Source organism: Salinicoccus sediminis, from assembly GCF_000986795.1.
Classification (GTDB): domain Bacteria; phylum Bacillota; class Bacilli; order Staphylococcales; family Salinicoccaceae; genus Salinicoccus; species Salinicoccus sediminis.
The window spans coordinates 381,642-393,899 of record NZ_LAYZ01000001.1; the positions used below are offsets into that span (position 1 = coordinate 381,642).

Annotated in this window: 12 protein-coding genes; all 12 read left to right on the plus strand. The window is 46.2% G+C overall.

The window, feature by feature from the left end:
* Window positions 1-2 precede the first annotated feature (2 nt).
* The 12 genes from msrB (at window position 3) to WN59_RS02060 (ending at window position 12,258) form a co-directional block, all read left to right on the plus strand.
* Window positions 3-428, plus strand: a complete 426-nt coding sequence (gene msrB, locus WN59_RS02005) for a peptide-methionine (R)-S-oxide reductase MsrB (RefSeq protein ID WP_046511743.1) — start codon at window positions 3-5, stop codon at window positions 426-428.
* 45 nt (window positions 429-473) lie between these two features.
* Window positions 474-977: a PTS sugar transporter subunit IIA gene (locus WN59_RS02010; RefSeq protein ID WP_046511747.1), complete on the plus strand. Its 504-nt coding sequence runs from the start codon at window positions 474-476 to the stop codon at window positions 975-977.
* On the plus strand, window positions 977-1,198 hold the full coding sequence (locus tag WN59_RS02015; RefSeq protein ID WP_046511750.1) for a YozE family protein: 222 nt from the start codon (window positions 977-979) through the stop codon (window positions 1,196-1,198). Before WN59_RS02010 ends, WN59_RS02015 begins: the two co-directional genes overlap by 1 nt.
* A 30-nt stretch (window positions 1,199-1,228) precedes the next feature.
* Window positions 1,229-1,942: a purine-nucleoside phosphorylase gene (gene deoD, locus WN59_RS02020; protein WP_046511752.1), complete on the plus strand. Its 714-nt coding sequence runs from the start codon at window positions 1,229-1,231 to the stop codon at window positions 1,940-1,942.
* A 116-nt stretch (window positions 1,943-2,058) separates the two neighbouring features.
* A complete protein-coding gene (locus WN59_RS02025; protein ID WP_046511757.1) occupies window positions 2,059-3,729 on the plus strand; it encodes a S41 family peptidase in 1,671 nt (556 codons plus the stop codon).
* Between the two features lie 97 nt (window positions 3,730-3,826).
* Complete coding sequence (locus WN59_RS02030) at window positions 3,827-4,903, plus strand: undecaprenyldiphospho-muramoylpentapeptide beta-N-acetylglucosaminyltransferase (protein WP_046511760.1); 1,077 nt, start codon at window positions 3,827-3,829, stop codon at window positions 4,901-4,903.
* Window positions 4,903-5,529: a phosphatase PAP2 family protein gene (locus tag WN59_RS02035; protein WP_046511763.1), complete on the plus strand. Its 627-nt coding sequence runs from the start codon at window positions 4,903-4,905 to the stop codon at window positions 5,527-5,529. The genes WN59_RS02030 and WN59_RS02035 overlap by 1 nt, the downstream gene beginning before the upstream one ends.
* 230 nt (window positions 5,530-5,759) lie before the next feature.
* Window positions 5,760-6,434 (plus strand): response regulator transcription factor, encoded by a 675-nt coding sequence (locus tag WN59_RS02040; protein ID WP_046511766.1) that lies wholly within the window; start codon window positions 5,760-5,762, stop codon window positions 6,432-6,434.
* Entirely contained in the window at window positions 6,431-7,789 is a 1,359-nt protein-coding gene (locus WN59_RS02045) for a HAMP domain-containing sensor histidine kinase (RefSeq protein WP_046511770.1), read from the plus strand. The genes WN59_RS02040 and WN59_RS02045 overlap by 4 nt, the downstream gene beginning before the upstream one ends.
* A gap of 106 nt (window positions 7,790-7,895) precedes the next feature.
* The gene (locus tag WN59_RS02050; RefSeq protein WP_046511773.1) at window positions 7,896-10,670 is read left to right on the plus strand and encodes a 2-oxoglutarate dehydrogenase E1 component; all 2,775 of its coding nucleotides are present in this window, start codon (window positions 7,896-7,898) and stop codon (window positions 10,668-10,670) included.
* 11 nt (window positions 10,671-10,681) lie between these two features.
* Complete coding sequence (odhB, locus tag WN59_RS02055) at window positions 10,682-11,965, plus strand: 2-oxoglutarate dehydrogenase complex dihydrolipoyllysine-residue succinyltransferase (protein ID WP_046511776.1); 1,284 nt, start codon at window positions 10,682-10,684, stop codon at window positions 11,963-11,965.
* 89 nt (window positions 11,966-12,054) lie between these two features.
* Window positions 12,055-12,258 (plus strand): DUF6501 family protein, encoded by a 204-nt coding sequence (locus tag WN59_RS02060; protein ID WP_017548986.1) that lies wholly within the window; start codon window positions 12,055-12,057, stop codon window positions 12,256-12,258.

The following is a 12,258-nucleotide window of genomic DNA, read 5'->3' on the forward strand; positions in this document are numbered from 1 at the left end:
ATATGACAATGAAAAAAGATATTGATGAACTGTCAGCAGCCGAATTCAGCGTCATGAAGGAAAATGGAACGGAACCCCCTTTCCAGAATGAATACTGGGATCATTATGAAGACGGACTGTACGTGGACAAGATAAGCGGAAAACCGCTGTTTACCTCCCGGGATAAATTCGCATCCGACTGTGGATGGCCGAGCTTTGCCAAATCCGTCTCCGAGGACGTATCGGAACACTTCGATGATTCATTCGGCATGAGACGTACAGAGGTGAGGAGCGAAACTTCCGACAGCCATCTCGGTCATGTGTTCCCGGATGGTCCGAAAGAACTGGGAGGACTCCGCTACTGCATCAACTCCGCGGCGCTCACATTCATTCCTAAAGATCAGATGGAAGAAAAAGGTTATGCAGAATATCTTCGTTTATTCGACTGACAATAGGTTATTATATAAAGAAGATGAAGACAGGAGATGAAGCAGATGTTCAAAAATCTATTCGGTAAGAAAGAAAAAGATGTAGACAAAAACCTGGAGATTAAAAGTCCCATGAACGGCTCCTATGTACCGCTTGAAGATATTCCGGACCCCGTTTTCGCAGAAAAAATGATGGGTGAGGGCTTCGGCATCGATCCTTCTGACGGCGAGGTGGTCGCACCAGTCGATGGTGTGATCATGCAGGTGTTCCCTACGAACCACGCTGTCGGCATCAAGACTGACAACGGGGCGGAAGTGCTGATCCACATCGGTCTTGAGACAGTGGCCATGGAAGGCAAGGGGTTTGAGGGCTTCGTTTCTGAAGGGGACAGGATAGAAGTCGGGGACAAGCTCGTCACCTTCGATATCGATCTTGTAAAGGAAGAGGCGAACAGTACCATTTCACCGGTCATCATCACGAATAGTGATGAACTTGCGTCATTCGACATCCAGTCCGTGTCGGATACTGTAAAAGGGGAAACAGTTGTAGTCAAAACAGCTGTCAAATAATGAAAAACTATTCCTACTATCACTATATCAAGACGCGGCGGGGTGAGGATTCCGATATCGGGCGCCTCGCCGCCCTGATATTTGAAGACACCATGTTTCCACGTGATGCCTGTGACTATTCGGAAGTTTCAGATTATCTGGAACGAAATCCCTACGCAGACATGCCACTCTCTGTTTATGACGAATCCTTTGAGGATTACCGGAATTGGCTGCAGCACTGAACAATTTTTAAAATTAAAGGAGAACAAGAAATGAGTATTCACATCAATGCAAAACAAGGCGACATCGCAGACACTATACTGCTTCCAGGAGATCCGCTCAGGGCAAAGTACATTGCCGAAACTTTCCTGGATGATGTAGTATGCTACAACGAAGTCCGCAATATGCTCGGATTTACAGGTTACTACAAAGGAAAACGCATCTCTGTACAGGGCACCGGCATGGGCGTACCTTCCATTTCCATCTATATCCATGAACTCATGGAGGAATACGGCGTCAAAAATCTGATCCGCGTCGGTACATGCGGAGCGATCCAGAAAGATGTAAAGGTTCGCGATGTAATTTTGGCACAAAGTGCTTCAAGTGACTCGTATCAGAACAGAAAACTGTTCAAAAACATCGAATACGCCCCGACTTCCGATTTTGAACTCCTTCTGTCGAGCTACAACGAAGCGAAAAAGAAAGGCATGCAGATCAAAGTCGGCAACGTCTTCACCGCAGACTCCTTCTATGATGAAAATGGAAATATCGAACAGCTTGCCGAGTACGGCGTCCTTGCGCTGGAAATGGAATCCAGCGCGCTGTTCACCATCAGCAAGAAATTCGATGCACGCGCCCTGTCCATCCTGACAGTCTCCGATCATGTACTGACTGGGGAAGCGACATCAAGCGAAGAGCGCCAGACGACATTCAATGAAATGATCGAAGTGGCACTCGATGCTGCAGTACCATTCATAGAAGCATAACAAGCCAGCCGGCTGGGAGCAGGAAGGTATGTGCCTTTCTGTTCTTTTTCTTTAAATTCAATACATAAACTGTTAAACTATTATGTAATTATTCAAGTAGAAATTAGGTGTGAATTTTGAACGAGGACCAAAAGGATAAAAAATCAGTTGAAGGCGGCGGCCGCCGCATAAGTATAAACCTATTCTGGTTCATCATAATCATGCTGACGGCTGTAATCGCTACAGCTGTGGTGACGGCGCTGAGCCTTGAAGCAGGCTCGGAAAAAGCCGTCAACGTGGGCACGGATACAAGGAGTGAATTCGCCAAGCTGTATAATGTATACGATACTATCACATCGGAATACTATACTGATGTAGACAGGAATGCACTTATAGAATCTTCGATTGAGGGGATGGTCGAAGGACTGGATGATCCATACAGCGAATACATGAACAAAGATGAGACGGCTGAATTCCAGGAATCCGTCACCGGTGATTTTGAAGGCATCGGTGCCGAAGTGATGCAGGAAGGCAGCAAGATCATCATTACATCCCCGATGAAAGGTTCGCCGGCTGAAGAAGCAGGTCTCGAACCCGGAGACCAGATTGTCGGTGTGGACGGTGAATCCACAGAAGGGATGACCACTCATGAGGCAGTACAGCTCATCCGCGGCGAAAAAGGGACGGATGTCGTCCTGTCCATCGTCCGGGGCGAAGGCGAGCCGATGGATATTACCGTGACACGGGACACCATCCATATTGAAAGTGTGACTTATGAAGTGATTGATGATGTGGCCCATATCAGCGTCAACAGGTTCCAGGAGGGAACGACCAAGGAGTTCGAAGACAGTCTGAACCGGGCCGCTGAGGAGGAAGTTGAAGACGTGATCATAGACTTCCGCTACAATCCGGGCGGCCTGCTTGATGAAGCCGTTTCAATGATCAGCCAGTTTGTTGAAAAAGGGCAGACGGCGCTCTATCTCGAAGATAACTCAGGTGAGCGCACCGAAATCGTGACCGAGAATGAAGCCAACCCATCCACTGAGGATATGAATGTGTATATACTGATCAATGAAGGGTCCGCAAGCGCTTCAGAAGTATTCACCGGAGCGATGAATGACCTGAACGAGGATGTCACCATTGCCGGAACCCGTTCATTCGGCAAGGGAGTAGTGCAGCGCACACAGGAATTCGGTGATAATTCAATGCTCAAGTACACCAACACCAAATGGCTGACACCGGAGGGCAACTGGATCCATGAAGAGGGCATCACACCGGATATAGAGCTGGTCAATCCGGATTACTACCGCGTGGATATGCTCAGTGAAGAGGAAGTTTATGCCGAAGGACAGACCAATGAGACAGTGACTTCCATCAAAGTCGCACTGGATACCCTCGGATATGAAATCAGTGATTTCAATACGACATTCACACCTGAACTTACAACCGCAGTCATGAACTTCCAGAGCGAGCAGGGGCTGGAGCAGACGGGAGATGTGACAGGCGAAACGTCAACTGCCCTGATGAGCGAACTCAGACAGTACATCAATGAAAATGACGCACAGCTCAGCTATTTGATCGATTATATCAATGGCGAATACTCTGAAGAGGAAATCGAGCAGCGTGCATCCGAAAATGCGGAACATATCGAAATAGAACGTCCAGAACCTGAAGAGGACGGAGAAGGTCAGTCCGAAGAATCCTCTGAAGAATCTGCAGAAGAGGGATCCACCGAAGAAGATTCCAGCCCGTCTGAAGGACAGGACGCTCCGGAGGAGGAATCCTCCGAAGAGCAGGATGCAGAATAAAGTCAGAGCCGCATGAACTTATGTTTATGCGGCTTTATATTGTGCAATCCAGGCAAATGGTTTAAAGTATTTAGCATAATGGAGTATGGAGGATATTATGGATTCAAAAAAAAGGAAAGTCGTGCTTACAGGCGGCGGCACCGTGGGGCATGTGATGCTCAATAAGCTTCTGATTCCGGGCCTTTTCAATCGGGATGTCGAACCGGTGTACATTGGTTCAAAAAAAGGAATCGAAAAAGAGATAATAAGTGCCACTTCAATCAAATACTTCAACATCTCAAGCGGGAAGCTGAGACGTTATATTTCCATTGAAAATGGCAAAGATCTCTTCAAAGTGATAAAAGGCGTCTTTGATGCCAGGAAGATCCTGAAAAGGGAAAAACCTGAGTTTGTCTTTTCAAAGGGAGGATTCGTCAGTGTGCCGGTCGTACTGGCAGCCAGATCATTGAATATTCCGGTCTATATACACGAGTCGGATATCACTCCCGGTCTGGCAAATAAAATTGCAAGCAAATTTGCAACTAAGATATTCGTCACTTTCAAGAAAACACTGGATTACCTGCCGGCGGACAAATCGGAATACCTGGGGCCGGTGATCAGGGATGAACTCAGGAGGGGATATTCCCGTATCGGATACGAAATGACTGGGTTCAATCCGGAAAAACCGATCATGCTGATCATGGGTGGATCGCTCGGTTCAAAAGCCATCAACCAGTTTGTAAGGGATAACCTTGATACATTGCTTGAGGAATGGCAGATCATCCACCTGTGCGGCAGAGGGAACCATGCCGCCTCTCTTGAGAGGGAAGGCTACAGGCAATATGAATTTGTCAAAAGGGAACTGCCCCATCTGATAAAAATATCGGATCTTGTCGTCGGACGCAGTGGATCGAATGCGATATATGAGTTCCTCCTCAATGAAAAACCGATGATTCTCATACCTCTGCCTTTGTCTCAGAGCAGAGGAGATCAGGTGGAAAATGCTGAATACTTCAAGGAAAAAGGATATGCGGAAGTGATCCAGGAGTCTGAGCTGGACCTTGCACATTTCAATCAAAGTGCCGCCAGGATTGAAAACAACAGGAGTGAGATCATCGCAAGAATGAAAGGTTTTGAAGGAGGATTCAAGCCTGAAAACCTTGTCGACAGACTGCTCAGCAAGGAGGACAAATAGTGAGCCGCACAAAAAAAATGTCTTTATTTCTCGTATTCACGCTTATTTTCGGCGTGATTGCCTATTTCCATGAATCCAGGGTAGGCAAATGGATCGATACCGAGGTATATGAATTCATCTATGCCTCCGAGAGCTTCATCACTACGGCTCTGATGCTTGGATTCACGCAGGTGGGGGAGGTCCTGTCTATGGTGATCCTGTCACTCATCATGATCACCATACTGATGCTGTACAAACTCAAATTCCATACACTCTTCCTGATAGTTGCGATGCTGGCAAGCAGTATTCTGATACCGGTAACCAAAAATTCCTTCGACAGGGAGAGACCGTCCCTGTTGAGACTCATTGATATTACCGGATTCAGTTTTCCGAGTGGACATGCGATGGGATCGACAATATTCTTCGGCTCACTCGGTATTATCGTCAAAAACAGCGGCATGAGAAGCAAAGGACTGCTGTACGCATTGTGTGCTTTCTTCATACTCATGATTTCGTCTTCAAGAGTGTACCTGGGCGTCCATTATCCAACAGATGTCATTGCGGGGATTGTAGCCGGAACGATGGTTGTACTCGTTGCAACAATGATTTTTCATAAAAAGCTTGACACCCGGAGGATAACTGGTTAGAATGTAATTGAAAATGATTATCAATGAGAATGAATAAGCCCCCCTTATTTAAAAAGATCATTTTCAAACCAGAGGAATATATCCAACACACATAGGCAGCGTCCAAAAATTGGGCGCTGCTTTTTTATTATTGTTTAGATGCATGACAGAGCATTCTTTCACACGTTTAACTTTTTTCATAATACATTTAAAATGATATGATATGAAAAACAGAAGATAGGAAGATGAATATGAAACATATTTTGGTAGTGGAGGATGAAATCAACCTTTCAAGGTTCATAGAGCTTGAACTTATCCATGAAGGATATGAGGTGACCCTCTCTGAAAATGGCACTGATGGTCTTGATCAGGCACTCGGGAATGATTATGATTGCATCCTGCTCGATCTGATGCTGCCTGAGCTGAACGGCCTTGAAGTCTGCCGGAGAATCCGGAAAGTCAAAGACGTGCCCATCATCATAATAACAGCCAAAGGGGAGACATACGACAAGGTTGTCGGCCTTGATTACGGCGCGGATGACTACATCGTCAAGCCTTTTGAAATTGAGGAGCTGCTGGCAAGAATCCGTGTGATAATGAGACGTTCCCAAAACATGGAGGAAAAGCAGGAAGTGCTGGAACTCCACGGCATCTCAATCGATACTTCAGCCTACCGGGTGACAATCGAAGGGGACGATATCGAACTCACCAAGACGGAGTATGAGCTTCTTCACCTGCTGGTTAAAAATGCCGGCATCGTCCTGCAGCGGGAGACCATACTTGACCATGTATGGGGGTATGAAAGTGAAGTGGAGACGAATGTTGTGGACGTGTACATCAGATATTTGCGCAACAAGCTGAAACCTTTCAATAAACATAAATACATCGAAACTGTACGCGGTGTGGGATATGTGATCCGCCCATGAACAGAAACTCATTAAAGTACAGATGGCTCAGGCTGTCGACATTGATAATTACAATCACATACCTCATATTCAGCTCACTGCTCATCTATTTCACGAGTGTCTATTTGAAGGACCAGGAGGATCGTTCACTCAAGAGGAGCCTGGAAGAGCTGGAATCATTGTATGAATCGCAGCCGATAAATACAATCGGACAGAATGAAATTTATTCGAGCCTCTATGACAGGCAGAAGATGATCCTCTATACACAGGGCGGAGATGTGGTTTACAGCGCGACCACAGGGGTGCCGATGGATCTTGAGAGCGAATTCGAACCGGTCTATGAGCAGGAAATTTCGCAGATGGAGACAGGCGACAGCAGCTATCTGATCGGCAGGGTAAACATCGATTCACAATACTGGAACGGTTATCTGTCGGTCATCCATCCTCTGGATTCCTATAATTCCGTCATCAGGATGATGATGTTCATCGCCATCATCGTCGGTTTCCTGTCAATATTATTCACTTCCATAATCAGTTATTTCTTCTCCACCCAGATGGTCAAACCGATCAGAAGCATTGCGAACCAGCTGAAACGGATTGAATCGGAAGGCTTCTCGGAACGTCTGAAGCTTAAAACGAATACGGAAGAGACTGATTACATGGTGGATTCATTCAACCATATGATGGACACGCTTGAGGAATCCTACAACCAGCAGAAACAGTTTGTCGAAGATGCCTCGCATGAACTCAGGACGCCCCTGCAGATCATACAGGGTCACCTGAAACTGATTAGCAGATGGGGGAAACATAAGCCGGAGGTGCTTGATGAATCGCTTGATATTTCCATCGATGAGCTGAAACGCATCAACAAGCTTGTAGAAGAATTGCTGCTTCTGACCAAAAATGACGGCAAAATGAACGAGAACAGGGAGGAGATCGATATCAACCAGGAAGTGAGGAGCCGTGTAAATTCCATGCAGAAGGTCCATCCGGATTATACATTCTCACTGGATCTCGATCCATCACCGATCAAGTTCATGATCAATTCCTACCATGTGGAACAGATGCTCATCATCTTCCTCGACAATGCCATAAAATACGATACACAGAATAAACACATCATAGTGACCACCGAGAAAAAAGAGGACTATTTCGACATCTCCATCATGGATCACGGCATAGGGATACCGGATGGGGAAATAGAAGCAATCTTCAACAGGTTCTACAGAGTGGACAAATCGAGAAGCAGACAGCAGGGCGGCAACGGGCTCGGGCTGTCAATCGCAAAAAAATTAATCGAGAACTATAAGGGAAACGTATGGCTCGAGAGCGCTGAGGGTAAATTTACAAAGGTCACGATAAGATTCCCGATATAATTGATGTTATTGTTCTTTTTACACCTATAATTCGCTTTAAAACGGTATGTCTTAATGCTAGAATAGTATGTGTAAAAGTTAAAAAGATTCTAAAGAGGGTGGCAAAATGCAAGAGAAAGAACTTGAGAACGCTCCGCTTCGTTTTGGAACAAACCTGGGGATGATTCTCGAGCTTCATGACATGTATCAAGAAGATCCCGACAGTGTGAGTGAGGAAATGCGCACGCTGTTTGAAAGTATCGGCTCCGACAGGTCCGGTGCTGCCGTATCAAATATGGATCAGGATAAGGTTAAGGGCCTGCTGAGACTGTTGGATAACATCAGGCTGTTCGGTCATCTGAAATCGGATATTTATCCAGTATACAGACCCGATGTAAAAAACATACCAAGTCTTGATTTTGAAGATTACGGCCTTTCTGAAGATGATCTGAAACAGATGCCGGCTTCTCTGGTTAGTTCGCATCTTGAGGATCATTATGATAACGCATACGAAGCGATGACCCAGCTGTATGAATTGTACACAGGGCCACTCGCATATGAATATATGCATATCAATGACACAGAAGAACGTCAATGGCTTAAGGAAACAATCGAACAGCAGAGTCCCGTTTCATTAAGTGATGATGAAAAGAAACATCTCTTCAAGACACTTGCAAAAGTTGAAGGCTTTGAAAAATACCTTCATAAGAACTTTGTCGGCGCCAAGCGTTTTTCCATAGAAGGTGTCGACAGCCTGGTTCCGATGCTTGATCACCTTCTCGATATGCTGGCTGATGAGGGGATTCCAAATCTTCAGATCGGCATGGCTCACAGGGGACGCCTCAATGTGCTGACCCACATCCTCGAAAAGCCATATGAAATGATGATCAGTGAATTCATGCATACCGATCCGATGAAGTTCCTGCCTGAAGACGGCTCACTTGAAATCACCCAAGGATGGGCGCGCGACGTGAAATATCATCTGGGCGGCGCCAAGACAAGGAACGACAAGGGGCTGGAGCAGCGCATCAGCCTTGCAAACAACCCGAGTCACCTGGAAGTCGTAGGCCCTGTGGTACTTGGTAAGACGCGGGCCCAGCAGGAATCCACAGACCATACCGGCCTGCCGGAGCAGGACTACAACCAGGCAATCGCGGCAATCATCCACGGTGACGCTGCATTCCCGGGACAGGGTATTGTATACGAGTCATTAAACCTCGGCAAGCTCGACGGCTATACGACTGGCGGATCACTTCATATCATCGCCAACAACCGTATCGGCTTCACCACTGAAGAGACCGATGCAAGATCGACAGTCTATGCATCAGATGCAGCTCTCGGATTTGATCTGCCTGTCCTCCATGTGAACTCCGACAAGCCCGAACATGTACTCAGGTCCATTGAAATCGCATTGAAATACAGACAGAAGTTCAATAAGGACATCGTCATCGATCTCGTCGGCTACCGCCGCTACGGCCATAATGAAATGGATGAACCCACGACGACCAATCCGATGCTCTACAAAGAGATCAAAGAGCGTGCGACAATTGATGAACTCTACGGCAGTGAACTTGTGGAGCAGGAGATAATCACAGAGGATGAGAAAAAACAGGTCATCCAGGGTGTGCTCGATGAAATGCGCGAAGCCCATGACAAGATCGACAAGTCTGATACGAATGTAGACAGTGAACTGAATACACCGGAAGCAGTCCTCAAAGGGCATGAAAATACTGTCGATGAGATTGGTTACGATAGACTGAAGGACATTAATGAAACATTGTTCAACTACCCGGAAGATTTCACCGTCTTCAAAAAGCTTTCCAATGTCCTTGACCGCAGAAAGAAACCATTCGAGGATGAAAATGCACTGGTTGACTGGGCACACGCCGAAGCACTCGCTTTTGCCACCATAAACCAGGATGGAACGCCGATCAGGCTGACGGGCCAGGACTCAGAACGCGGTACATTTGCACAGCGTCACGTGGTGCTCCACGACCCCGACACAGGGAAGGAATTCATACCTCTGCATGAAATACATGATGTGAATGCGACGTTTGACGTTCACAATTCACCGCTGTCAGAAGCCGCAGTTGTCGGTTTTGATTACGGTTATAATGTTGAAAACAAAGCAGCACTGGCAATATGGGAAGCACAGTACGGCGACTTTTCCAATATGGCACAGGTGTTCTTTGACAACTTCCTGTCCGCAGGAAATGCGAAATGGGGAGAGCAGTCAGGCATGACACTGTTCCTTCCGCACGGTTCAGAAGGGCAGGGTGCAGAACACTCATCAGCCCGTCTTGAGAGATATCTGCAGCTGGCAGCTGAAAACAATATGACAGTTGCCAATCTCTCCAGCAGCTCCAATTATTTCCACCTTCTCAGAAGACAGGCAAAGTATCTCGGTACAAAAAGCATGAAACCACTCGTTCTCATGACACCTAAGAGCCTGCTCAGGAACCAGCTTGTCAGTGAACCCGTAAACGCATTTTTGGAAGGCAGCTTCAGGGAAGTGATCATACCTGAGTACAAGAAGACAAAAGTCAGGAAGGTATTGATTGCAAGCGGAAAAATGGCAGTTGACCTGATGAACGCACAGAAGGAAAATCCGGATGATTCCATTCTGATCATCCGTCTGGAACAGATCTATCCATTCCCATCTGAAGACATCCAGAATCTGCTTAGTGACATCAAAAATCTCGAGGAAGTCAGATTTGTCCAGGAAGAACCTAAAAACCAGGGTGCATACCACTTCGTCCTGCCTCACCTTCTGGAAATTGTTCCCGAGAAGACAGAATTCAATTATGTGGGTAGAATCAGACGTGCTTCAACTGCAGAAGGCGACGGGGAGTCTTACAAGATCATACAGCAAAATATTATTGACGACGCTCTAAAATCCTAGGAGGTAAAATAATGGCAGAAGTAAAAGTACCCGAATTGGCTGAATCCATAACAGAAGGAACAATAGCAAGCTGGCTGAAGCAAAAAGGCGACCGTGTAGAGCAGGGGGAGAATATCCTTGAGCTTGAAACGGACAAAGTCAATGTTGAAGTGATCAGTGAAGAGGCCGGAGTGATTACAGAACTCAAAGCGGAAGAGGGCGACACTGTCGAAGTCGGCCAGGTGATCGCCATTGTCGATGAAAACGGAGAAGGCGGCAGTTCAGGTTCAGAGGAGAGTGCTTCTGAAGAGAAAAAATCAGATGAAGACAAATCCGGAGAAAGCAAAAAAGAAAGTAAATCTGAAGATGTGAAGGAAGAACCGGCATCATCAAAAGAAGCCGAATCAGAAAGTAATGATGACCGCATTGTTGCAACACCGTCCGCACGCCGTCTGGCACGTGAAAAAGGGATCGACCTTAGTGACATCAACGCTTCAGATCCACGTGGACTTGTCAGAAGCCAGGATGTCGACAATCATTCCAATCAGCCTGCAAAACAGGACGAACCAAAGAAAGAAGCACCTAAGGCTAAATCATCAGACAAACCTGAAAAACCGGTTGTAAGGGAAAAATTGTCCCGCAGAAGACAGACCATCGCCAAGAAACTTCTGGAAGTTTCTCAAAATACAGCAATGCTTACGACATTCAACGAAGTCGATATGACAAACCTCATGGCACTCAGAAAACGCAAGAAGGATCAGTTCCAGGACCGTCACGACGGCACACGTCTCGGCTTCATGTCATTTTTCACAAAAGCTGCTGTCGCTGCACTCAGAAAATATCCTGCGGTGAATGCGGAAATTGACGGAGAGGATCTCATCCTCAAACAGTTCTTTGATATTGGTGTAGCCGTGTCAACAGAAGAGGGGCTTGTCGTTCCAATCGTCAGAGATGCGGAACGTAAAACTTTTGCCGATATAGAATCCGATATCGCCAGCCTTGCCAAAAAGGCACAGGATAAGAAACTCGGACTTGACGATATGACCGGCGGTTCATTCACAATTACAAATGGTGGTGTATTCGGTTCACTCATGTCCACACCGATCATCAACGGAACACAGGCTGCCATACTGGGTATGCATACAATCCAGAAACGCCCGGTTGCCATCGATGATGATAATATGGAAAACCGTCCGATGATGTACATTGCACTCAGCTATGACCACAGGATCATTGATGGTAAGGAAGCCGTCGGTTTCCTTAAAACAATCAAAGACTTGATTGAAAACCCTGAAGACCTTCTTCTGGAAGGCTGATATAAGTTATCAACAGCAGGTTTCCGTGTGGGAAACCTGCTGTTTTATGTTAGAATATATTTAAAATCTGAAAGTCTGGGGAGATATACATGCTTCATGAAACATGGAATGACAATAACTTAAGAACTGTGAGGGCAGTGCATACAAACGCTGCCAAATATAAGGTTTCAGATATGTTGACTAAAGGCCAGGAATATACAGTGGTCAATGAAACTGATGAATATATATTCGTCAAGGACAACTCCGGAAAAGTCGGGGGCTACTACAAGACTTATTTTGAAGATGTGAATTAA

Excerpts from the sequence above, each read along its gene's own strand:
- WN59_RS02060 (WP_017548986.1), top strand. The coding sequence starts at position 12,055 with ATGCTTCATGAAACATGGAATGACAATAACTTAAGAACTGTGAGGGCA.
- WN59_RS02030 (WP_046511760.1), top strand. The coding sequence starts at position 3,827 with ATGGATTCAAAAAAAAGGAAAGTCGTGCTTACAGGCGGCGGCACCGTG.
- WN59_RS02050 (WP_046511773.1), top strand. The coding sequence starts at position 7,896 with ATGCAAGAGAAAGAACTTGAGAACGCTCCGCTTCGTTTTGGAACAAAC.
- WN59_RS02040 (WP_046511766.1), top strand. The coding sequence starts at position 5,760 with ATGAAACATATTTTGGTAGTGGAGGATGAAATCAACCTTTCAAGGTTC.
- odhB (WP_046511776.1), top strand. The coding sequence starts at position 10,682 with ATGGCAGAAGTAAAAGTACCCGAATTGGCTGAATCCATAACAGAAGGA.
- WN59_RS02045 (WP_046511770.1), top strand. The coding sequence starts at position 6,431 with ATGAACAGAAACTCATTAAAGTACAGATGGCTCAGGCTGTCGACATTG.
- WN59_RS02010 (WP_046511747.1), top strand. The coding sequence starts at position 474 with ATGTTCAAAAATCTATTCGGTAAGAAAGAAAAAGATGTAGACAAAAAC.
- msrB (WP_046511743.1), top strand. The coding sequence starts at position 3 with ATGACAATGAAAAAAGATATTGATGAACTGTCAGCAGCCGAATTCAGC.
- WN59_RS02015 (WP_046511750.1), top strand. The coding sequence starts at position 977 with ATGAAAAACTATTCCTACTATCACTATATCAAGACGCGGCGGGGTGAG.
- deoD (WP_046511752.1), top strand. The coding sequence starts at position 1,229 with ATGAGTATTCACATCAATGCAAAACAAGGCGACATCGCAGACACTATA.